Source organism: Arachidicoccus terrestris (genome assembly GCF_020042345.1).
In the GTDB taxonomy this organism is placed as follows: Bacteria; Bacteroidota; Bacteroidia; order Chitinophagales; family Chitinophagaceae; genus Arachidicoccus; species Arachidicoccus terrestris.
Map to the genome: position 1 here is coordinate 790835 of NZ_CP083387.1, position 22729 is coordinate 813563.

At 46.1% G+C, this 22729-nt stretch carries 18 protein-coding genes; 5 read left to right on the forward strand and 13 right to left on the reverse strand.

The features are described 5' to 3' along the window. Nucleotides 1-108 precede the first annotated feature (108 nt). The 6 genes from K9M52_RS03145 to K9M52_RS03170 all read right to left on the reverse strand — a co-directional run bounded on the left by K9M52_RS03145 (nucleotide 109) and on the right by K9M52_RS03170 (nucleotide 6119). Entirely contained in the window at nucleotides 109-1914 is a 1806-nt protein-coding gene (locus K9M52_RS03145) for a glycoside hydrolase family 2 protein (protein WP_224070615.1), read from the reverse strand. 445 nt (nucleotides 1915-2359) lie between these two features. After that, on the reverse strand, nucleotides 2360-2812 hold the full coding sequence (locus K9M52_RS03150) for an HD domain-containing protein (protein ID WP_224070616.1): 453 nt from the start codon (nucleotides 2810-2812) through the stop codon (nucleotides 2360-2362). A 71-nt stretch (nucleotides 2813-2883) separates the two neighbouring features. Beyond that, nucleotides 2884-3741 (reverse strand): helix-turn-helix transcriptional regulator, encoded by an 858-nt coding sequence (locus tag K9M52_RS03155; RefSeq protein WP_224070617.1) that lies wholly within the window; start codon nucleotides 3739-3741, stop codon nucleotides 2884-2886. A gap of 119 nt (nucleotides 3742-3860) precedes the next feature. Beyond that, entirely contained in the window at nucleotides 3861-4247 is a 387-nt protein-coding gene (gloA2, locus tag K9M52_RS03160) for an SMU1112c/YaeR family gloxylase I-like metalloprotein (RefSeq protein WP_224070618.1), read from the reverse strand. Between the two features lie 122 nt (nucleotides 4248-4369). Continuing rightward, nucleotides 4370-5353: an aldo/keto reductase gene (locus K9M52_RS03165; protein ID WP_224070619.1), complete on the reverse strand. Its 984-nt coding sequence runs from the start codon at nucleotides 5351-5353 to the stop codon at nucleotides 4370-4372. Between the two features lie 151 nt (nucleotides 5354-5504). Continuing rightward, entirely contained in the window at nucleotides 5505-6119 is a 615-nt protein-coding gene (locus K9M52_RS03170) for an NAD(P)H-dependent oxidoreductase (protein ID WP_224070620.1), read from the reverse strand. 331 nt (nucleotides 6120-6450) lie between these two features. Here K9M52_RS03170 and K9M52_RS03175 point away from each other — a divergent pair, with 331 nt between their 5' ends. The 4 genes from K9M52_RS03175 (at nucleotide 6451) to K9M52_RS03190 (ending at nucleotide 12338) form a co-directional block, all read left to right on the forward strand. Beyond that, nucleotides 6451-7365, forward strand: coding sequence for a LysR family transcriptional regulator (locus K9M52_RS03175; RefSeq protein ID WP_224070621.1), 915 nt, complete (start codon nucleotides 6451-6453; stop codon nucleotides 7363-7365). Nucleotides 7366-7533: 168 nt separating this feature from the next. Next, on the forward strand, nucleotides 7534-8763 hold the full coding sequence (locus K9M52_RS03180; protein WP_224070622.1) for a hypothetical protein: 1230 nt from the start codon (nucleotides 7534-7536) through the stop codon (nucleotides 8761-8763). 212 nt (nucleotides 8764-8975) lie between these two features. Next, the gene (locus K9M52_RS03185; RefSeq protein WP_224070623.1) at nucleotides 8976-10838 is read left to right on the forward strand and encodes a TonB-dependent receptor plug domain-containing protein; all 1863 of its coding nucleotides are present in this window, start codon (nucleotides 8976-8978) and stop codon (nucleotides 10836-10838) included. 294 nt (nucleotides 10839-11132) lie between these two features. Further along, the gene (locus K9M52_RS03190; RefSeq protein ID WP_224070624.1) at nucleotides 11133-12338 is read left to right on the forward strand and encodes an NAD(P)/FAD-dependent oxidoreductase; all 1206 of its coding nucleotides are present in this window, start codon (nucleotides 11133-11135) and stop codon (nucleotides 12336-12338) included. An 81-nt stretch (nucleotides 12339-12419) separates the two neighbouring features. On the opposite strand, the gene K9M52_RS03195 is transcribed toward K9M52_RS03190, so the two are convergent. The 3 genes from K9M52_RS03195 to K9M52_RS03205 all read right to left on the reverse strand — a co-directional run bounded on the left by K9M52_RS03195 (nucleotide 12420) and on the right by K9M52_RS03205 (nucleotide 16507). Continuing rightward, nucleotides 12420-12878, reverse strand: a complete 459-nt coding sequence (locus K9M52_RS03195; RefSeq protein WP_224070625.1) for a SufE family protein — start codon at nucleotides 12876-12878, stop codon at nucleotides 12420-12422. A 484-nt stretch (nucleotides 12879-13362) separates the two neighbouring features. Continuing rightward, a complete protein-coding gene (locus tag K9M52_RS03200) occupies nucleotides 13363-14148 on the reverse strand; it encodes a hypothetical protein (protein WP_224070626.1) in 786 nt (261 codons plus the stop codon). 31 nt (nucleotides 14149-14179) lie between these two features. Next, on the reverse strand, nucleotides 14180-16507 hold the full coding sequence (locus tag K9M52_RS03205) for a TonB-dependent receptor (RefSeq protein ID WP_224070627.1): 2328 nt from the start codon (nucleotides 16505-16507) through the stop codon (nucleotides 14180-14182). Nucleotides 16508-16706: 199 nt separating this feature from the next. Between K9M52_RS03205 and K9M52_RS03210 the strand changes: the two genes are divergently transcribed. Further along, complete coding sequence (locus tag K9M52_RS03210; RefSeq protein WP_224070628.1) at nucleotides 16707-17084, forward strand: molybdopterin-dependent oxidoreductase; 378 nt, start codon at nucleotides 16707-16709, stop codon at nucleotides 17082-17084. Nucleotides 17085-17187: 103 nt separating this feature from the next. Here the strand turns inward: K9M52_RS03210 and K9M52_RS03215 are convergent, their stop codons facing one another. From K9M52_RS03215 to K9M52_RS03230, 4 genes are all read right to left on the reverse strand, one after another. Next, nucleotides 17188-18480: a nucleoside hydrolase-like domain-containing protein gene (locus tag K9M52_RS03215; RefSeq protein ID WP_224070629.1), complete on the reverse strand. Its 1293-nt coding sequence runs from the start codon at nucleotides 18478-18480 to the stop codon at nucleotides 17188-17190. A 236-nt stretch (nucleotides 18481-18716) separates the two neighbouring features. Further along, entirely contained in the window at nucleotides 18717-21341 is a 2625-nt protein-coding gene (locus K9M52_RS03220; protein WP_224070630.1) for a multicopper oxidase domain-containing protein, read from the reverse strand. 216 nt (nucleotides 21342-21557) lie between these two features. After that, complete coding sequence (locus tag K9M52_RS03225; RefSeq protein WP_224070631.1) at nucleotides 21558-22103, reverse strand: DUF3347 domain-containing protein; 546 nt, start codon at nucleotides 22101-22103, stop codon at nucleotides 21558-21560. 70 nt (nucleotides 22104-22173) lie between these two features. Beyond that, nucleotides 22174-22617 carry a hypothetical protein gene (locus K9M52_RS03230; protein ID WP_224070632.1) on the reverse strand — a complete coding sequence of 148 codons (444 nt, stop codon included), beginning with the start codon at nucleotides 22615-22617 and terminating at the stop codon, nucleotides 22174-22176. Nucleotides 22618-22729: the final 112 nt, after the last annotated feature.

Below are 22729 nucleotides of genomic sequence, written 5' to 3' on the forward strand. Positions count from 1 at the left end.
AAGCAGCCTCTTTTATGTTCATTGACATATAGTTTTCTCATCTGTAATCCAATCAGATCGCACTTTTTTTAGCGGGCAATAATGATTTGCAATACCCCTTTAATCTAACTAATCGTTTAGCTTTCTACTTGAATGGATCACCGCTTCATTAATTTCTTTTACTTTGCCTAAATCCATTTTCTCCACCATCCTGTCATAGGTCAGAATTCCGTTTATCTCATGCTCGACATCCGTCGTCTGGGTGTAGATAGCGACACTTAGCCCTTTATACAGCACCAATTGCTCCACCTGGTTCAATAGCAGTATATATCTGTTAGTCAGGTCTTCCTTTGTGGCCATCATATCATAAGCATTGTTTTCAACCGGATAAAGATGACCTCGTACAAAAAGTCCGACGCCACCAAATTCGCCCAGCGACGCGGCCCGGTCGGCATCCGGCACAGAGGCACCATACGGACCGACATAAATATGCGTGTCGACATAATCTCCATTGCCCGGATCTCCGTAGGCTTTCTGATAGGAAGGATTGTTATTGAAGCCGGAGTTACCATTGACAAGCCGGGAAGGGTCATATTGTTTCGTCCAGGCCGTAATTTCTTTCACGTCAAAAGCGCCCCAGTTTTCATTGAAGGGGACCCAGGTAACAACAGAGGGTGCATTATAATGTTCGTCGATGATTTCTTTCCACTCCTTTCTGAACTCGGAACGAACTACGGCCGTATCCTCATCCTGGTACCAGATACAGGGCATATCCTGCCATACCATTAGTCCCATTTTATCGCACCAATAATACCATCTTTGTGGTTCGGTTTTCATATGCTTACGGATCAGATTAAACCCGGCTTTTTTACTCTCCTGAATGTCAAACTTCAACGCTTCATCAGAAGGTGCCGTATAAATACCGTCCGGCCAATACCCCTGATCCAGCAAACCCAATTGCAAGACAAATTTCCCATTTAATAAAGGTCTCTTTATCCCGTTTACCGTTCCAAGTCTAATGGAACGCATACCAAAGTAGCTACTCACTTCATCCGCTGTCTGACCACTTCGGTCTTTGAGCCGTACTTTCAGGTCATATAAAAAGGGATGCTCAGGAGACCATAGGCTGGGATCTTTAATATCAATACTGAATTTCGTGTTAGTTTGACCTTCCACACGGGCGACGACTTTTCCACCTGCCAAAGCGATGGCTTCAACAGCGGCTTCGTTATCGGAATTAACCCTGACATAGACTTTGCCATGAGCTACATCAGGCGTCAGGCGAATATCCTGGATATAATTTTCGGAAACCGGTTCCAGCCATACGGTCTGCCAGATCCCCGATGTAAAAGTATAATCTCCCCTGGGGCCGTTTTTACCGGATACAGACCTCCCGTCATTTTTATCCTGTACCCCCACCACAATTGTATTCGTGCCGTCCGTTAAAAATGGCGTAATGTCGAAAGAAAAAGCATCATAACCGCCGGTATGTGTCCCCGCCTTCTTATTATTGACAAATACCACCGTCTGGTAATCAGAAGCGCCGAAATTCAGCAGCATTCTTTTGCCTTTATAAGATTCCGGCAAACGAAATGTGCGCCTGTACCACATATTTATTTCCTGATTTCTCTGTATACCCGACAGGTAAGATTCAGGCGGATAGGGTACGGTTATCTTTTCCGGATTAACAAAGGAGGGTGCAGTAACTGCATGCAGCGCATCCGGTGCCTTTTTGCCGCCTATATAGTCCCATTTCCCGTTAAGATTCATCCAATGTTCTCTCTCTAACTGCGGACGGGGATATTCCGGAAAAGGCACGACTGCTCTGGTGGCAGCATCTGTAAAAGGCGTTTTCATCACGACTTTAGTCTGTGAAAAGCCGTGATCTGTATAGGCGATTGCCAACAGCAGCAACACTGAAAAACGAAGTCTCATGAACTGATATATTTAAATTAAGTTTTGACAGTCACCAACTGAACTACCAGCACTGGACGCCCGCTTCCATAAACATGCAAGCAGTCCCTCCCAGCTTTTCCACGAACCATACACTCAAAATAAAGATATGCATCTTCGTCATTAATTACAAATCTGTGTGGCTCAAGGCTATACCCCCGCCTTATATAGAGAACAAGTTTATGCCCTTCCTGAGACACTCAACCAGGTGTGCCCTGAATCAAAAACATTACTCACTCCACGGCGTATTTAAAATACAATCACAAAAATTCTTCCGTTTAAAATCCGGGAGCATAAAGGCACAGACATCTGCTTTTATGTTGCCGAAAGTCGTGTCTGTCTTATGTTCGAAGCCATGAAAAAATGTAGGTATGATCTGCTTCTTGAACCCGGTTCTGGGAAAGGCGCCGACAATCTCGTTGCGATCCTATTCACTCAGGTGTTCATATCCCTCTCCCATCACATCCAGTCCGACGCCCGCATACATTAATGCAACTTCCGGTTCTTTATGCTCCGCAACGCCAATCGTTGTATGAAGCGCAATCGTATCCCAGACAAGTTGCAGTTGTTCTTTAGGCAGTCCGTGACTTTTCAGGAAGTCTCTGGCGGCATTTGCGCCATCCACCTCAAATCTAAGATCAGGGCTGCTGTAATGCGGCGTGAGGCCCAGATCATGAAATACGGAACTGACATACAGCAACTCCGCATCATAGTTTGCCTTTAGCCTTTTGCCGTTCAGGGCAGAAAACACAAATACCCTGAGCGAATGGTTATAGATAAACTCCGTCCCATGCTCCAGCAGCAATTCTGTTGCTTCAATCGCAATTTTACTATCTGGAATCATAATTCCCGCCACCGATTTTAATCTTTTTACTGACATACTATTAAAGTTTAAATGTTACCGCAAAACTAAAACAGACCGGCAGCAACATCCATGTCAGAAACGACAACTTACCTGCCAATATTTACAAAGAGTTGACGAAAGTCAGCCGGTGATGCGCCCGTGTATTTCTTAAAAAAATGGCTGAATTGTTCGGGGGTGGCAAAGTGAAGACGATATGCAATCTCTTTAACCGGCTTTACCGTAAACTGGAGGGAACGTTTTGCCTCAGCAATAAGCGCTTTATTAATAATTTCTTTCGCACCGCTGCCGCTTTTACTGCGGCACACCTCTGATAACTTCCGGGCAGAAACGGAAAGTTCCCGGGCAAAATCCGCTACTTCCCGGGTGCTGCCTGCTTTCTCACTGACCAATGTGAGAAAACTTTGATAGATCTCCTGATCAAAATCATTCATTTCCTTAGTAGAGGAAGACTGAATATTGGCCAGTTTGATCATTATGATCTTTAAATAGGCGGCCATGGCATCGAGTTTATTGGGATAATCCTCTTTGTCATATTCCTGAAGCAACATATCGGAGATAGCGAACAGATCTGTTGCATCTGATCCGGTTAGGGGAAATATGGGATTGGGCAATATACGATTAAATAACACTGCCTTACAATTGGAAGCGCTTTCGGGCGCCCGGTCCCAAAAACAGTCACCAAACAGTATTTCCTGTCCCGTCAGGACTGTACCCGGCAGGAAAGAAAATATCTGTCCCTTCGCGATCAAAAAGACTTCATTGCCCGATAACGCATAGGTTGACTGATCAAGCCGCACAGCTCCTTTGGCACCCTCAAGAATAAAGATCCGGTTATAGACCACACTTACCGGACATTCGTCCGTCTGTCGCGCATTTAACAGCCTGTCGACTTTAAATGAGTCTTTTACCTCTTTATCAATAACCAAATGGCTAATTGACTGCATACACAAGTATTATAATTATAGACATCCCCTACCAAAACTTCTATCCGGACAGCTGTAACTAAGTAGCGGGTCCAACCTATCTGTCAGCCCTTACATTCTGAAGCATCAAAGGAGAAACTTCAGATCTCATACAATTCAATAGGCAAGTTGTCCGGATCATTAAAAAAAGTGAATTTCCTGTTCGTATGCCTGTCCACCCGAATGGCTTCTACCACAATATCCTTCGACTTCAAAAAGTCCACCTCCTTTTGAATATCCTTCACACCAAACGCAATATGCCTGAGTCCGGTGGCTTCCGGCCTGGAAACACGTCCGGGCGGATCTGGAAAAGAAAAAAGTTCAATCAGATATTGCCCGTTCAGCGACAGATCGAGCTTGTAAGAAGATCTGTCCGCCCTGAATACTTCATTTTCAATCCTAAATCCCAGGATCTCGGTATAAAAAAACTTTGATCTTTCGTAATCAGAACAAATAATGGCGATATGATGTAGGCTTTCAATTTGCATGCTCAAAAATACGGATAACCCTACAAAACACACCATACGGCGCCCGAATACGGGCAAACTTTATAAATTCTGATTAAGTGAGGCGGACCTGAGAACAGTCAGGACATCAAGCCTTACTGTGCTTAGATCTTTGACAACGCTGTTTGAATAAAAGAAAGATCTTCCTCCGTCAGGCAGATATCCACGGCCCTGGCATTAGCGATCGCCTGCTCCGCATTTCTGGCGCCGGCCAAAACAATAGTGATGCCTGTCTGTAAGGAGGTCCACCTCAGTACCAACTGCGACAGCGTAGCGCCTTTACTTTCAGCCAGGGGCTGAATGGTATCAAGGAAGGCCTTGACCTTTTGCAGATCGAAGCGCTGGAAATAGCCATTGCGGTGATCCGTTTCCTTCAATTTCCCTTCGTTAAAATACTTACCCGTCAATAGGCCCCGCTCCATCGGGCTGTAAGCAATAATGCCCAGATTGTTCTTAAGTGCATAGGGCACCAATTCATTTTCAATATCCCGGTTCAGCATACTATAGCTCACCTGGTCACTTACGATTGGTGTTGTCCGTCTTGCCTCTGCCACCTGCGCCGCACTATAATTACTGACACCTGCGGCGCGGATCTTCCCTTGTTGCAATAATATATCCAGCGCCTCCATCGTTTCCGATATGGGCGTGGTGCTGTCCGGCCAGTGAATCTGTAACAGATCGATGTAATCCGTCTTCAGGCGCTTCAGGCTTTCCTCCACTTCTTTAAACACATTCGCTTTTGAAGCGTATTTATAGACAGGCACTGTTGTATCCCCTTTATCAGCGTTAAAGAAAAAGTCTCCCTCACCATTATTGCTTCCGTCCCATACGAGACCGAATTTGGTCAGTAGCTGGATCTTACTCCTGTCATAGCCCTGAATCGCTTCACCAATCATTTCCTCGCTCAGTCCAAACCCGTAGAATGGCGCTGTATCTATCGTCGTAACGCCGTGGTCAATGGATGCTTTTACGGATGCCACTGAATCTTTTCGCTCCGTCCCTCCCCACATATTGCCACCAATGGCGAAGGCGCCGTAGGTGATGGCTGATAACTTTAAATCTGAATCGCCTAATTTTCTAAATTCCATATCTCCCGTTTTAAAATTTAAACTTAATAAACACACCCCGGCTTAGCCGGTAGCCTCCTTAATGTTATATACAATATCCATGCGGTCCGATCTGCAGACCATCAATTATATCCGGATGCAGACAAAATTACATCACCCGCTTAAAAAATTTTCATGACAATTGCTTTTCCATCATAAAGTTCTCATATAAATGATTCAGATACTGCTGTCGGTAGTCTTCTATCCGCTTTGGTGTTACATTTTTTTCCATGTCGTGAAAGTGAAACCCACTCATCCTTTCAAGCCCCGCGAACTGATTCATTTTATGAAAACCAAAAAGCACGCCGTCGTCCACCGACCGCTGGTCAAAAAATTCACCAGGCAAGGTGAAAGCCGTTGCAGGCGCGTTCCAGGAACTATTGACCACGTATTTTTTCCCCTGCATAAGCCCCCCGGTTCCGTAATGCACGGCTGGATTTTTACGGCTCCTCCCGTCACTGGCATAGATTCCATTTTGATGCCCCGCGGTAAAAACTTCGTCTATATATTTTTTAAGCCGGTTGGGCACCTGAAACCACCAGATGGGGGTATTATAAATAATAACATCCGCCCATTTAAAATTCTCTACCTCCGCCTGGGGATCGAACGCATCGTCGGTATGGGTCACCCTGACTTCAAATCCATTTTCCAGTAAAGCGTCCTGGGTCCACCGGGTCAGCGTACTATTGAACAATCCGCCTGAATGGGCGAAAGTCTGACCGCCGTTGACTATAAATACTTTTTTCATTTCCATCATTTTTATTATCGATACGGCAAAGTTCTATCATTTAAATATATCAGTAAAATAACTTAAATAATAACTATATATCATAATAATAATAATCAAACGAAGCCGACCGGTGAAGTGCTTCCTCTTTCGCGGTTCATCATTCGAGTAAAATAAAATATAATATATCCACAGATATATGCATTTATATATATTTTAAAGTCATCATAATTCATCACACGGACTGCACACGGGTTGCTATGCCCTCGCTCTCCACTGTGAAACCGGAACGGTTTATCCAAAAAATACAAATAATATAACTCGTATCTTTGTATTATAAAAATAATATACCATGCGATGGAATTTAGAATGGCTCCGCACTTTTAAGGCCATATACGAAACCGGCACATTATCAGCAGCCGCCCACGAATTATTCATTTCTCAGCCAGGCGTCAGTTTACACCTGAATTCACTGGAGGCGTTTACCGGCCATAAACTCTTTGACCGTTCGGCACGAAAGATGGTGCCGACAGAAAAGGGAAAGATCCTGTATAACTTTATTTTGGATCCGTTGAAAAAAATGGAGGACGCCGAACAACATTTTCACAAACGGGCACAGGACCAGCGTGCGACCATCAGCGTGGGTATGTGTTTTGAAACATTTCAATATACTTTGGAAGAACATATCGCCAGCCTTCCCTTTAACCTGATTATTTCTTTCGGGGAATATCCGAAAATGCAGCATGATCTGGATAATGGCCTTTTAGATCTGATCATCACCCCACAGAAAGGCAATCAGCAGAACCTGGACTATCAGCCATTTTCAAAAGAAAGAATCGTTTTAATCGCAGGAAGCCAGACGGATACGTCGGCAGTGGCCGCATTATTAACAGCCGGTAAAACAATGGAGGCGGCCGACATATTGAAGCAACAACTTTGGTACAGCACCACTGCCGATATGGATCATCTGAAAAATTTCTGGCTAAAACATTTCGGCGTGCATCCGGATTTCAGCCCAAACTATATTGTCCCGAACATCAGCTCCATTATCCGCTGCCTGAGTGACGGTGACGGCTACTCAGTTGTCCCGGACTTTCTCTGTTCAGAAGCCCTGGCATCCGGGAAAATTAAAATGATATGGGAAGGACGCACTCCCCTGGAGAACACGCTTTACTTCGGGACCCGGAAAAAAACCATGTATCAAAAAGAAATCACGCAACTTGAAAAACTGTTGGTCAACAAATGGGAACGGGAAGAAGCCAGATAAATCACTATCTATTATCCGCCATTTCAAGGTTACTTTCGTTGCAGACAGCGGCATTCTGCATTTGATTCAGCCAGGCCAGATACGCATGCACCATGGACAACAGCAATACCACTTATTATCGTTACCTTCAATTATATAATCCTCATTTATTTTATAATGGCTACATCAATGAAAGCAATCGTACTAAAGTGTCAATACGTATCACAAAGAAGCCTGCTTCTGTTATCCGCGATAGCTCTGTCTTTTTTCTGCGCCCCGCATGCCCGGTCACAACAAAAGCGTATCACCTCACGATATCAGGTAGCACCTTCCCCCCAGTGGACCCAGCTATTTACACGACAGACAGGATGGACCGGCGGTGACGGCATCTATTCCATCAGACTTCCAAAAGACTTCAATAACCCATACATCAATCCTGAGAAAGACAATATTCTGTTCCTGTTCAGTGATTCCGTAATTGATACGCTGATTAACAATCAGCCCTCTGAAAACGGCTGGACCATGATCCATAATGCAGTCGCGGTTTTAAATGGAACAACACCAAAGCCAGACGCTTTACATTTTCACTGGCCGGAATCCGAGGACGGAAAACCAGCATCTGTATTTATTCCGGCGGGGCAAAGTGCTCAGCCCGGTAAACCCAAAGACGACTCTATCTATTACTGGTTAGGTGACGGTATCGCACTTAGCGACAACAACAAAAATGCAGGCCATCAAAAAGCAGCACTCGCTATTTTTGCCTATAAAATGATCAATTATAGTCCGGAGCCATTCGGATTTAAAGACATCGCCAATGAACTGCTGCTTACAGACAGTCATTTTGAGATACTGCGCCGCATTGAAATCCCTATGCTTGCAAAAGGAAATTTTGGCGCAGGAATCTATAAGGATACTATCAACAACCCTTCTGATCATACACCCTATATTTATATCTATGGCGTTCGCGGCAGCCATAAAGGCCTGGTCATCGCCCGTACGACAGAAAAGGAATTGACAGCTCCTGAAAAATGGCAATACTATTCAGATGCCGGCTGGTCAACAGACATGCACCGGTCTATAGATGTCACAGCACACGTCTCCAATGAGCTCAGTGTGACACGTACGCCGGATGGACAGTACGCATTAATATTTCAGCTGGATGGCATCCAGCCTTACATAGGTATGAAACTGGCACCTACACCTTACGGCCCGTTTGGCCCCACCGATACGCTCTGGCACTGTGAGGAACCCGACGCTACCAACAAGTTGTTAGTCTATAACGCGAAGGCACACCCAAGTATTTCTCCTTCGGGAACGTTACTTATCAGCTATAACGTCAATTCGTTGGCGTTTATAAAAACACTGAAAGAAGAGCCTACCTTTTACCGTCCCCGATTCTTGCTGCTCAAATGGAAATAAAAATAAAAAATAAATCATCTTCTATTTCATTAAACAACAACGAAGTAGGATCCATATGAAAAAAAAATATCCGCCTGCCACGTATTTAAGTGGGAAGGAATACGGATTATATCGCCTCTACGCATTACATTTGCTCCGATTTTATCCAGAGCTATTAATTCAAACTTTAATCATTGTATCTACATTCAGCACAGCTGAATAAAGCATCGTTTATGAAAAAGTTACTCATCGTTATAGGCGCCTTAGCTACCCTCCCTACATTTGCACAAAAAAAAGAAACAAACAGCAACGAATTAGATGATGTTATCATCCAGGGGAACCGCATTCAGACGCCTTTTAGTCAGGCAACACGTGACATCCAAATCATTACCCAGGCTCAAATCGAGCAACTCCCTGTAAGGTCCATCAATGAAGTATTGTCCTACATAAGTGGTGTCGATATCCGCCAACGCGGCCCCTTCGGTGCACAGGCAGATATCTCCATCGACGGCGGCACTTCTGAACAAACACTTGTACTTTTAAACGGCGTAAAATTAATTGATGCGCAGTCAGCACATAACATGATGAACATTCCGGTTCCGTTAAGTGCCATTGATCACATTGAAATACTCAGAGGCGCCGCTGCCAGAATTTACGGCATCAACGCACTGACAGGCGCCATTAATATCGTCACTAAAACAGAGGATCATCCCTCACTTACTGTCGACATCCAGGCCGGGAGTTCCTTTAAAAATAAAGAACAAGGGGACGGGGACGGTATATACAAAGGGGGCGCCGCCGAACTCACCGGCACCTTTGGTTCCGGGGCGTTCAATAATCTACTGTCCGCTTCACACAGCGATTACAACGGGCAGCGTTATAATTCCGCATCAAAATCGACCCGCCTTTTTTATAATGGAAATTATAACATCGATACCAATAATACCATTCAGGCGATGGCAGGATACGCCAGAAGCCATTATGGCGCCAACGGATTTTATGCAGCTCCCGGTGATATAAACTCTGCGGAGATTGTTGAATCTTCCGTTTTTAGTGTATCCTCCAGACACCGCTTCGGTAATTTCATGCTATCGCCAAGAATCAGCGACCGTTATGGAGAGGACGATTACAGATACTTTAAAGATGATCTGAGCAAGGCACGTTCTTTACATTATACGAATGCTCTGATGCTTGAGCTAAACAGCAGTTTGAATACAGGGATTGGTGTTATCGGCCTCGGCTGGGAATCCAGATTAGAAAAGATCAGCAGTTCAAATATAGGCAAACATTCAAGAGATAATCACGGTGCCTACGCAGAGCTGCGAACAGGTATCGGCGAAAAATTACAAGGAACAGTGGGCGCTTATGCCAATTATAATACCGATTACGGATGGCAGGTCTACCCGGGTATCGACCTCGCCTATCTGCTTGATGCGCACTGGAAAATTTCCGCCAGCATCGGCTCGGGTGAAAGAATCCCTTCTTTCACCGATCTGTATCTGAACCAGCTGCCGGGCAATATAGGCAACGAATCCATACAGGCGGAGAGCGCCTGGAACTATGAAGGTAATATTCAGTACAATAAGCAGCACCTGAAAATTCAGGCCGGATATTTTTACCGCATCATCAGCGATTTTATTGACTGGGTAAGAGCAGACGCCTCAGAACCGTATTCTCCCATTAATTTTGGCAAAAACAAAATTCAGGGTGTCTACGGCAGGATTCAGCAAGACTTTAGCCTGGGCAGCAAGCAGTCTTTCAGCTATCACGTCACCTATAATTATCTGCATCCCATTATCGACCGGACAACAGAAATCCAATCCAAGTATACCTTAGAATCACTGAAACATCAATTCACCACAGGCATCAATTATTCTATCAATCACCTGTCCTTCCAGCTGGAAAACCGGTTGCTGAAACGTGAACTCGCCGAGGCATACGATGTAGCTGATCTGCGCGCCAACTACCAGTTCAAAAGAGCACTGATCTATATGGAAGTCAATAATCTGTTTGACGCGAAATACACGGAGGCCGGCGCCGTTCCGATGCCTACGCGCTGGTTTGGACTGGGCGTAAAATTCAGGTGGAGCAAATAAGCCTACGCCCGGAAAACGGGGACGAGACTAAACGATCCGCCGCAAGGCCGGTATGGCATCCGGTATAAAACGACATGGCCCTGTAACCCGCAGTTGGCCTACCGGTAAGTTCAGTAATCATTTAGCGTATACACAGGTCAAGGTTTCCGGATTAACAGGCGGAGGATCCGGAAACCCCTACAAGGCTTTTCGGTTAAATGAAGTATATTGCAGAAAGGAAGCTTTGACAGTTGTACAGGTAGTGATGACTGTCACCAAGCCATTCCGGCCTCATACATATTTTAATCGGATGACATGAAGCTCAAATCCAGCGAGCCGTTCTGGTTGGTAAAAAATGGCCTGCTACACACCTACCCTTCCCTGCGGGAAGATATGGAGACGGAAGTCTTGATCATAGGCGGTGGCATTACCGGAAGCCTCATTGCCCACCAGTGCATGCAGGAGGGCTATCAGACAATGGTGGTTGATAAAAGAGAAATTGCCAGCGGCAGCACCTCCGCTACCACTTCAATGCTGCAATACGAAATTGACGTCCCTCTTTATCAACTCATTGACAAAATCGGACAGGAAGGTGCCGTCAGCTCCTACCAGGCCTGTTATCATGCCATTGACCAACTTGGCCAAATAGCCAGGGAGGTCAGATCCGACAGTGGGTTTACAAAGAAAGATTCCCTGTATTTCTCGGCTTTCAAGAAAGACAACGCCTGGTTAAAAAAGGAATTTGAGACAAGAAAGAAATATGGCTTTCCCGTCGAGTGGCTGAGTGCCGGGGACATTCAGGACAGCTATCACATACAGCATACGCACGGAGGGATACTGTCCAAACAGGGAGGCAGTATTGACGCATTCCGCCTCACGCACGACATCCTGGCCCATAATCATAAAAAGGGCATGCCTGTTTACGACAAAACAGCTATCAGCAAAGTCATTTACCATCCGAATAAACCGAAAGCCATTACCGGATATGGCAATATCATCCGGGCCAAAACCATCATTTACTGTAACGGATATGAAAGTACGGAAATCATTAAAGACAAGTTTGTCAACTTACTATCCACTTATGCCATTGTGGGCGAAAGATTTCAGGAACATCAAAACTACTTTAAGGACCTGCTGGTCTGGAACACGGCTTCTCCCTACATCTATATGCGCCTCACAGACGATAACAGGTTGCTGATCGGCGGAGAAGACGAACCGTTTAAAGATACAGCCGAACGTGATTCACTACTTGGGCTAAAGCAGTTAAAACTGGAAAAACAGCTGAACAAAATATTACCGGCGCTTGACTATAGAACTGACTTTACCTGGGCCGGCACTTTTGGAGAGACCAAAGACGGGCTGCCCTATATAGGTGCGCACCCCAACTTCCCTTCAACTTATTTTGTATTGGGCTTTGGCGGCAATGGTATCACCTTTTCTGTTATTGGTATGGAGATGGTCGCTGCTTTTCTAAAAAAGAAAAAACATCCGTTGGCAAAATATTACCGTTTCAGGAGATAAAAGCACTTAACTGAAATTGAGTTTTTTTCGAAGACCGCCATGAGCCACCGCGATATGTTTCATTTTGTAATAGTGATATTTTTATACCGCGCTTGCCAGGTTATCTCTTCTGATTTCAAGTACCTGTAGCTTTGCCGTCAACAGTTTAATCTTCTGAATAATGGCCTGCAGGTCATTTAACCAATCTTCATTCAGCCTTTCATACATATTGATTTCACTTAAAAAGTACAGATGGGTATTAATAATATCCCTGGGGCTGTTTCCCGAAAAGACCCGCAGTAACAGACCGACCAATCCCTTGCTAATGGGATTGTCACTATCGGCAGTAAAATAGACCTTATCCTCCATCAAACTGGCCTTAATCCAGATATTACTTTTAGAGGCTTTCACCTCATGCTCCTTATCCAATTCATCGTTAGGAATAGGATCAAGATCATTGCCGACCTGAATCAGTTTTCTGAAGTAGGGAAAACGATGCTTCTTATCAGAGAACTGCTCGAATTCTTCAATGATCTTGTCCTGTATATTATCAATTTTCATATGATTCAATTTTTAGCGTAAAGAAACGGGGGATTACAAATTTAAGGTTTTATGGTTAAAGTTGACGGACTATTTGCCGGCCGTTTTCCTTCTTCCATTTTTCAAGTCTGATCATCCTATGGCCTTTGTTCCTGCGTCAGTTCGTTCCGCTCATTTAGCGGATCTCATTGTCTCTGAGACGACAGGAGGCGTTTATTCTTAAACCATGATTATGTGTAAATTTGCGCGCATATATAAAAAGCAATCATACTGAAAATAAAATATAAGCAGAAAAAGCTTTAGGTTCTTATCCTTCAAAAAACTTTTTTTAATTAATGTTTTCAATAAATTCATTGTCAATAATTAATAAAAGGCAACTGAAACATAAAAGAAGAACATCTTCCCAAATAGACTATACAATAGCTGCATTAGCGGTGCACCAAAAAAAAAGCATAAAATCTGATGAAACAGATTTTATGCTTTTGAATCTTCACTGCTAAATCATCTATTCAACCGTTTGCACGCGCAAATGAAATAAAGTCGCGAAGTCGGTCGCGCCATACGGTGCGTTAATATCGTTGCTGGCTTTGGAGAAGCTATCGTCATACCAGGGATACTGCTGTGCCAGTTTATCTTTAATACCATGCCTCAGGTCCACGACCAGATCAAAGGTTTGTCCCGGCTCCACAACACTGAAATAGCCGTTTAGGCCAATGCGTAGATTCGATGTTCCATCCGCACTTTTGTCAGCATATTCATAATGAAGGCCGCCATGATCGGCCAGCCCATTGAGGTTAACATAGCCCAGCAGCGGGTCACCGTCATCATTGACCTGACCAGTCGGTTTAACAGAACCCGATGCGACCGGTACAAAGAAGAACTGATGAATGCTGGCACCTCCTTCCGGATCACCCTCCTCCGTATATTCGCCGTTACTGGAAGAACCATCCTCACCCCTGAACGCAATCTGGAACCTGTATTGATGATCTGCATGCATCACCACGGTGGGAGTTTCTGCCTTTACGGTATCGTTCCCTTTGATCGTGTAATACTGTCCGGTTGCCCCGTCCACATATAAGGTCACAGGATCGCCGTCAGCCGTAAATACGGTGTTGATCCCACTGCCGGTGGCATGTCCCGGCGTAATGATCATTTGGGTGGATGAGATAAATTCCTGAGGGGCCACCTTTTGCCCGGTGGTGGGTGGCGTCTTTGAGCAGGCGCTAAATAACAATGCACCTGATAAAAGGCCAGCTGCCACGGTAAGAGACGTTTTCATCTTGATTTTCATTTTATATAGATTTTAAGTAAAAAAGGAGCGGTTAAAAACGGAAAGTGGCATGCAGCTGTACATTCCGCCCGATATCATCGGCGTAGTACCGAAAACGGTTCATATAATCCCGGTAGGAGGTATTCAACAGGTTTTGCACGGAAATGTCCAGCGCGAGAGATTTGTCCCCTGTACCGATCAGCCATTTTGTACCTGCCGTGATGCCAAATAAGCCATACGCGTCAGGCGGCTTTAGAAAATCACTTTCCGGCTCATATCTGTTTTGTCTGGCGACATACTGATAGCTACCCTGCAGATAGTTATCTATCCAGTGCCCGACGGCAGGTAAATTCCATTGCAGGCTATTGGTAAACCGGTCTGCAGGTATAAAGGGCAGGAAGCGGTCTTCAGACAAGTCATAGGCCCGGACAATAGCAGCCTTTAACTGATATTCAAACATTTTCCCGCCATGACCGAACCGGTAGGCCGCCTGCAGGTCCAGTCCCTTTAAAAAAGCGTTGGTCTGTAAATAGCTGAAAACAGGATAGGCACCGGTTACAGTCTGTTCAAAAGTACCCGCCGGGTTCAGGTAAATGTAATGCTGGATATACTGAAAGTATACGTTGGCGTTCAGTGAAAAATGATGGCCGTTTTTTTCAACCGTGGTGATCCATTTATAGCCATGCTCACTTTCTAATGTACTGTCACCGTATTCAATGGCGCTTACACTCTGGTGTAAACCATAGCTATACAACTCCTCGGCATTCGGGCTGCGCCAGGCCAGTCCCAGGTTCGATCGCAATTGCCATCGTTCATTTATTTTCCACAGGGCGCCGGTTATAAAAGAGATGTTCTGAAAGGTGCGGTCCCCTCCATAGTCATGATACCCTCCTCTCAACGTCAGTTTACCGTCATAGTAGGGCACATCTTTATTGGGCACCACATTTCCATTGTCATCATAATACAGGTACAGATACCGCCTGCCTGCAGCATTAAAGGACTGGTAGTCACCACGCAGGCCTGCTTCCAGCTGAAATCTGTCATTTAGCATCAGCCGCCCGATGCCATAGATACCTATCGAGTTCGCGCTATAATTAGGGATAACCGGATTAGACAGCGTAACCGTGTCATTATAGTTGCTCTGCGCCCTTAGATGAATCCCTGCGGTTGTATGCCATTTACCATTATAGACCTTCTGCCAGCTTCCTTCCAGTGTATTTGTCGTCAGCACCAAATCTGTAATGGGGATCGTCGCCCGTGTAGATCTTCTTTTATCAAACTCTTTGCGGAAGTCTTTTTGCAGGTTATATTTGATTTCCAGATGACTGCCATCATTTAAATCATACGCCAGGTTGGTTTTCAGAAGCTGGTGTGTGACCCTTTGATAGGGTGCCTTATAATCATAACTGAACATCCCCGGATCGAAAGGCCCCGTTGCATGTATCCGAGTATATAAATCTGCAGCACTGCCGATATCCGATCCGATAAAAATCCCGAGTGCAGTCTGGTATTGGCTAAAAAACACCTCCCCTTCTCCCCTTTTTATCTTATAACCCAATGCGGCAGAAAAATTCTTTTCCTCCAGGCCCGTGTTCTCCAGATAATAATCGGGCGCTTTAAAATTACCCAGCCGCTTATAAGAGCCTTGCAGCCGCCAGGCCAGTTGCGGGATCTGCTTAAAACTGCTGCCCACCCACAGGGAGCCTGACCCGCCTCTTCCATTGGCAACACCATTCACATTTACTTCCCCATGCAAGGCCGGATCTCCGAAAGGCAATGCCGGCGGATCTAACAGGATAACGCCTCCTAATGCTTCGGCTCCATAACGGACCGCATCTGCCCCTTTAATAACGGTAATGGAAGAAGCAATAGAAGGGTCTATCTCCGGAGCATGCTCTACGCCCCAGGCCTGCCCTTCTAACTTTACGCCGTTATTAATGACCAGTACCCGGTTGCCATAGAGCCCGTCCACGACGGGTTTCCCGATCGTAGCGCCTGTCTGTAATATATTTAGCCCCGGTATGGCCGTCAGGATTGTAGCCAGGCTGCCACCTCTGGACCGATCCAGCGCTTTATCCTTAAGGGATATTGCCGGCGCGATTTCATTATATGATTTTGTGAGGCGGTATCCCTGAACGGTAACAGCTTCCAGATCTGTTACCGACGGCAGCAGATAAACCGTGTCACTGAGCTGCCCGTTTTGAGGATATAAATGGATTTCCAGCGGCTCATATCCTGCACATGCAATATGTGCGTGGAATGACTTTAACGAGCTTCGAAAAATGGTAACCTTCCCTAAACTGTCCGCTCTCCATATTCTTTCATTAATCTTAACGGTGGCATTTGGCAAGGGCAAATGCGTGTGTTGATCTTTGATCAATATCGAAAATCGACTGGCATTGCTCTCAGCCTTCCCTGTTAATATATTTATCCATAAAATGCTTAACAAGCATAAAATCCGAACCGGGTACCTCATGATTTATATCTAAAATCTATTTTTGCAATAACGTTGCATTTTGGCAAATGTATCATATAATTTGCAACAATGTGTCATTTTTATAAAATTAATTTTCCGGACATTGTTGTCAGCAAGCCATTCGCGTTTCAAGATTTCTTTCATTTTGATTCCGGCAACATCGCTGCAACTCACGTACAAAGGGGTATATATACAGGATATGCTTTCCAGGGCCGGCGTAACCATGGGCAGCCTGCTACGTGGCGGGAACCTTTCAAAATATGTGCTGGCTGTCTGTGCCGACGGCTATCGGGTCGTCTATTCATTGGCAGAGCTGGACAGCTCTTTTGTCAGGGATCTACCCATTATAGCCTGTCTGATAGACGGCCAGGCGCTCAACAGTGCCAAAGGCCCTTTACGCGTCATTATGCCGGGCGATAAGAAACCGGCCCGTAATTGCTTTCAATTAAAAGAATTGATCGTCCGGTCTGCCTCAAATTAAAATGCGTCAGCAAAGATTCTTTGAAGGTTCGAACTTTAGTGTAAACGCAGGACACCAAGGTACAGTACGGTTGCCAGGTATCAATATAGCAGGCAAGGAATCTTTACTTCAACCAGGACCAGCGTTTGGCCCAGTCTTTTAAAAAGGCGTTTCTCCATTTTTGAACCGTCCTGGCGCCCTGGCTGTAGCCGCAAAAAAGATCCGGATCCGGCCGGTCTGTGAACCAGTGGTTTCCCAGCGCATAATTTTGCGGATCCCGCTTGCCGGGCCACTTATTACGGACAACAAAAGACCCTTTTCTATTCTGAAAGCCCGGTAGATCCGAGCGGATCTCATAGGCCAGTTTTTCAGCCTTTTTAGGTGAATACCTGATACCGTAAAGACCGGCTCCCAGATAATATCCAGGCCAGCTTTGCAGCCCGATTCCCGCATGGACATCCATTTTGAAGCAGGGTGAATCTTTGGCCAGATCGAGCACAGGCCCCTTCAATATTAATTCAATCACTGAATAGACAGGAACCGTATCCTGAACGGTCAGATCTCTGTCAAAGACACGGCGCGGACTCCGGGAAAAAGGAATATAGCTTCCACCCCAGCTTTCTTTTTCAGGATGATTCGGGTCACCGTCCATCATATATAACAAAGAGGGCGTATCGCCCATTTTAGGCTCCCCCTTATAATAGTTTTTAAAATCAGTTCCCAGAAACCCGTGGCCTTTAATCCAGTTATCATAATAACTGGCTTTCTTTAATTCAGCCGGCGCCTGGTCATCTGTAAACATACCGGTAAAAGTCGCATTACTCTCAATCAGCCAGAGATCCGGAAAGTTTCGTGCGATATACGCATAACTGTTCACGCACCATTTTTTATTAGGCCCACCGATAAAATACACCCGGATCCTGTCTTGAATCTCAGGTGCGTCATGCAAGGCCTGCGCCAGATCGTCCAGCCCACCCCATACGAGTATCCATAAAGGCTGCGGACTGGCTTTCTTTGCACAGTGTATGATCCATCTGGATCCTTCTGTGGGCGCAGCAAATCCCGCGTAAGGAGCTGCGCGCCGAACGCCTTGCTTACAGATGGATCTCAGATAACCGGGCGTAGGAAACCCTTTTGCATGGGCCCACAGCGCCGGCAGATCTTTGGCATACAGATCGATCATCCGAAGGATCTCTTCTTTGCTGCCATTTCCATAAGAGGGTGAGGACACCAGCCCTTCAAGGGCAAACTCGTTGCTGTACATCAACAGATGCGCCATGGACTGATTATCATCCGGATCTGTCCCACCGATATCTGTACTGATTAAAACCCTGGGGTTTACGGGAACCTTATTTTGCGCAACAGTTGCTTTGCGGGCAGTAAAACAAATCACAATAAGTACGATGCTCTTTTTCATTTTCCGGCTTTTGGAGATCCTGTATTGGTAAAAGTAGAAGTCTCTAAAGATACATGCGGCAGCCAGAAACAAAAAGAAAAGGGACAGGGGAAATCCGACCGGCGGCTATTTTGGATAATAAAGCAGTCAATTCAGGACAAAATATACAAAGCTACCCGGATAATGCATCACATCAGCCGGGTAGCTTTGTATTGATCGTATGGATGGTATTGCCCGCCCAGCTATGGGCTGCCCCGTTAATAGGTCAGCGTGATGCCTGCTCCCCAGCCCATATCACTGTCATAATGCGTAGACAGAGAGAAGAGCTTGGTCAATATATACTTACCTCCAAAGGAATATTCCCGATCGGAATTCACCATAAACATGGCCCTTAAACGCGGTGTGAGCGGAATATCCTCCCTGCTTAACTGTAACCTGAAATAACCATTATGGTCCACACTGCCGTCCAGTACCATCAGCCAGGGAAGTGTGTATTGCAGCCCCACGTGTAAGACCTTACGGTCATCCTTCGTATTTTTCTGACCAAACAGACTTTTTTCTTCCTTACTATGCTTCCTGTATCGCCAGTCGACGCCTATGTAGGGAAACAGCCATTGCATTTGATCCACATAGCGGCCAAAATGCGTTTCCACTTCATAACCGTCACTGCTGTTATACCCCAGCCGCCATTCTCCCTCAAATGACCATCTGGTATTGGCATACACCAGGCTTCCGTCGTTACCGTTAGTGGCAAAATCATTTTCCGCCTTCAGATGAAACATTCTGTCATCCATCTTCAGCATTTTATAGCCCATATCAGGATGCGGCATTTCCGGATTTTTCTCACTGTCCTGATAGGTAAAAATCCTGCCCATGCCACTCATCATGTGATAGAGAATATGGCAGTGGAAGAACCAGTCTCCGCTTTCCGATGCGCTGAATTCCAGGGTATCGGTTTCCATGGGCATGATGTCCACGACATTTTTCATGGGCGATCTGCTGCCATACTGGTTGAGCAGCCTGAAGTCATGTCCGTGCAAATGCATGGGATGGCGCATCATAGAGTTATTTTTCAGGATAATACGAATATTTTCTCCTTTTTTGATCCGTATCTTATCCGTCTCGGAAACCGTTTTATTGTTAATCGTCCAGACATAACGGTTCATATTTCCTGTCAGCTCAAAATTAAGCGTACGCCAGGGCCCTTCCGCGAGTGTGGTCTCATGAGTGGCTTCCAGCATATTATAATTCAATGTAACAGGAGCAGATGGAGACATCCCGGCTGCGTCAGACCCCGTATGGGCCGCTGCCTGTTCGTGTTTGGAGGTGTGACGTATGGGCGCTGCTTTTTTGACCAGCTCCATACCACACTTGGGACATTTCCCTTTACCGGCTGACTGCACCTCAGGATGCATGGGGCAGGTATAGACCTCACCGGTTGCTGCATGCCCGTGACCAGAAGGCATATCCATACTTTTTTCTATGGATTTCCCGCTGTCCGTTTTCATACCGCCGTGCATATGCATCTCCGGCGCAGCATTTCCTGGGCCTGCCCCACCTGTCAACTCCGGATACATCACCCGGTTCATGTCCATGGTCTGTAAAGACATGGCCATTCCCATATCATTCATCTGGCCGCTGGTCTTCATCATGTCATTCATCATCTTCATCCCGTTAAAATAACTGAGCCTGGCCAGCGCTCTGGCGGGACGGCGCCGCCCCTCTCCCAGCCAGAGGGACGCTGCCCCTGTCCGGTCTTCAGCTGTTGCCAGAAACTGATAGGCACCAGCGTCCGGAACCGTCACGACAACATCATAGGTCTCGGAAGGCCCGATGATCATATTATCCACCAACACCGGCATGACGTCATTGCCATCGCTGGCAACGACCATTAATTTACCGCCACTGAATGTCAGCCAGAAATAAGTGGAAGCCGAACCATTGACGACACGCAACCGGACCTTTTCTCCCGCTTTTAAGCCTTTCACCTGACTGGAGTCTGATCCATTTGCCAGAAACTTTTCATAATACACATCACTGACATCCATGGCCTTCATTCTTTTCCATTCATTCACCAGTTTGACGCCCAGTTTACCGGCGGCAATCGCTTCGCTGTAACTCTGTACCGCATGCTTTTTCACCGAAAACCAATCCGAGCCGGTATGCAGCCTGCGGTCAATCTCCTCTGGTTTCATATCGCTCCAGTCACTCAACACCACAGGAATGGTCGGTATCTCAGGCTCTGTTCTTTTGTTAAAGATCAAGGCGCCATATAAGCCTACCTGTTCCTGCAGCGCATAATGACTGTGGTACCAGTAAGTACCGGCCTGTACGACCGGAAACTTGTAGATATAGGTTGTATGTGGCGGAATCGGGTGCTGGGTCAGATAAGCGACCCCATCCATTCTGTTAGCGAGCTGAACACCGTGCCAATGCACGGCTGTCGGTTCGTCCGACTGGTTATGTACATAAATCAGGGCGGTATCGCCGATCGTAAAGACCAGGGTGGGCGCAGGAAGCTGGCCGTTTACGGCAATGGCAGGTCTTGTTTTTCCGGAATAGTTCACCATGGAATCTGACACGTAAAGATCATACCGGACCGTTTTGGCATCGATCGTTCCGGGTGCAAAATGGATACCGGCCCCGGCAGCCTTGACAGGTTTTGTGGCGATATCCTTTTCCATATTGGAGAGTTTCCCTACCGGAGGTTCCTGACCGGGGACGGTCGGCTGCGCTACCGGAACAGCGAAAGCGTTAAACGGTGTATAGACCTTATTGTTGCCATGGTCAAAACGGGGGTGCGTCTGGGCATCGGTTTTTCCACTGCCAAAAGTCAGCAGCAGTGCCAGGCACAGCGCGCCCCCTTTAAAATATATTTTCATTTGTATTTTTTAATAGTTGTACCCGGCAGGAAGTCGGATCTTCATCGCCAGCCAGGCTGCAGGCATAATTATCCTATTGACAGGCCATGCATCACAGGTACAGTTATCTGTCCCTTACATGGTGCGCTGCTCAATATGACACTTACCCCGCCGGCTGTCGTACCATCCGACCTGCTTTCTATAATGGGTTCGTCTAAATTTCCTGAGTTATATTAGCTAGGGCTCTATGGTCTCTTTCACAGAACCACAGGTCAACATGGACGACCCGTAATAGGGATTCACAATAGGCTTCTTATCACTGAGCCAGCTGGCCTTCGCCATGGGGCAGTAATCCAGGTACAGCGTTTCAGAGGTCCCAACGACTTTGATCAGGCTGTACAAATGTTCACTCAAATCCTTAAAGGCTTTTCGTTGTGCTTTAATATCACCGGACTTCCCAATGGCCTGTGCGCTTTTTAGCGCGGCCTGGCCATCCTTATCGAAAGCCTCTTTGGCTTTGGCGGCCGTTGCTTCTTTCTCCAGCTGTCCTAGTGCCGCCAAAAGTGCATTTCCCGATTGGGCAGCGGCTGCAGCATTATCTGAAGCGAGGGCATCCTTTACCGATAAATAAGCCTTTATAACCGGTCCGGCATCTGCAGTACCGTTGACTATATGCAGCGTCGTATGTATGTACGTTGTTGATTGATTAACTGTGGCGCCAGTAGCTACTGCCAGAAAAGCTGTAGACAACAGGGCGATCGTGAAAAATATCTTTTTCATCATTATGATTTTAAATTTTACAAAATAGGATCTACCAGATTACACCAGGTACCGGGAAAGGCACCTTTGAGGTTTATCCTATTTTGGGCGGCCGCCAGATAAAATCAAATCCGGCAGGAAGCCTGAGCGGCAGCGCGACTAGTGTGGGTGTATGGCTGTAGAAAGCAGGAAAATGCACCACCGGTCTTTTAGCCAGAAAAAGCGGTGCTATTCCTGTGACCGTACAATGACATCCATGACTACAGCTGTCAGAACAGGGCGCCTGAGAATGCCCGCGCTCCGCCTCAGCTGCCGGTCCACAGCCATGCTCCGCATCTGATAAAGGCTTCCAGTTGTTTTTTGCGCTCTTTTCAGACCGGGCCGCTGCTTTACCTGCTTCATCATTATGGTGCATATGCCGGCAACATGCATGCGTATTGTGACCGGTCATCTCCTTCTCCGCACATGCCTTCGTTAAGCCCGGCGTATACACCAGGCCTAAAAGCAATAAGAAAAATATGTATACGCTGCGTTTCAAAAGCTGTCTTTAAATAGCAACCCAAAGGTAATTTATTTGCCTGAGGCACTATTATAAAATTTCCCGGAAAGGTTATAAGATTTTCATGCAACTGCCCGAAAGGCAAACGTTT

Bases quoted from the DNA above. Each gene is read 5' to 3' on its own strand.
- K9M52_RS03145 (WP_224070615.1), bottom strand. From the start codon at position 1,914: ATGAGACTTCGTTTTTCAGTGTTGCTGCTGTTGGCAATCGCCTATACA.
- K9M52_RS03200 (WP_224070626.1), bottom strand. From the start codon at position 14,148: ATGAAAATCAAGATGAAAACGTCTCTTACCGTGGCAGCTGGCCTTTTA.
- gloA2 (WP_224070618.1), bottom strand. From the start codon at position 4,247: ATGCAAATTGAAAGCCTACATCATATCGCCATTATTTGTTCTGATTAC.
- K9M52_RS03165 (WP_224070619.1), bottom strand. From the start codon at position 5,353: ATGGAATTTAGAAAATTAGGCGATTCAGATTTAAAGTTATCAGCCATC.
- K9M52_RS03185 (WP_224070623.1), top strand. From the start codon at position 8,976: ATGAAAAAGTTACTCATCGTTATAGGCGCCTTAGCTACCCTCCCTACA.
- K9M52_RS03155 (WP_224070617.1), bottom strand. From the start codon at position 3,741: ATGCAGTCAATTAGCCATTTGGTTATTGATAAAGAGGTAAAAGACTCA.
- K9M52_RS03220 (WP_224070630.1), bottom strand. From the start codon at position 21,341: ATGAAAATATATTTTAAAGGGGGCGCGCTGTGCCTGGCACTGCTGCTG.
- K9M52_RS03150 (WP_224070616.1), bottom strand. From the start codon at position 2,812: ATGTCAGTAAAAAGATTAAAATCGGTGGCGGGAATTATGATTCCAGAT.
- K9M52_RS03170 (WP_224070620.1), bottom strand. From the start codon at position 6,119: ATGAAAAAAGTATTTATAGTCAACGGCGGTCAGACTTTCGCCCATTCA.
- K9M52_RS03195 (WP_224070625.1), bottom strand. From the start codon at position 12,878: ATGAAAATTGATAATATACAGGACAAGATCATTGAAGAATTCGAGCAG.
- K9M52_RS03190 (WP_224070624.1), top strand. From the start codon at position 11,133: ATGAAGCTCAAATCCAGCGAGCCGTTCTGGTTGGTAAAAAATGGCCTG.
- K9M52_RS03225 (WP_224070631.1), bottom strand. From the start codon at position 22,103: ATGATGAAAAAGATATTTTTCACGATCGCCCTGTTGTCTACAGCTTTT.
- K9M52_RS03175 (WP_224070621.1), top strand. From the start codon at position 6,451: ATGCGATGGAATTTAGAATGGCTCCGCACTTTTAAGGCCATATACGAA.
- K9M52_RS03180 (WP_224070622.1), top strand. From the start codon at position 7,534: ATGAAAGCAATCGTACTAAAGTGTCAATACGTATCACAAAGAAGCCTG.
- K9M52_RS03215 (WP_224070629.1), bottom strand. From the start codon at position 18,480: ATGAAAAAGAGCATCGTACTTATTGTGATTTGTTTTACTGCCCGCAAA.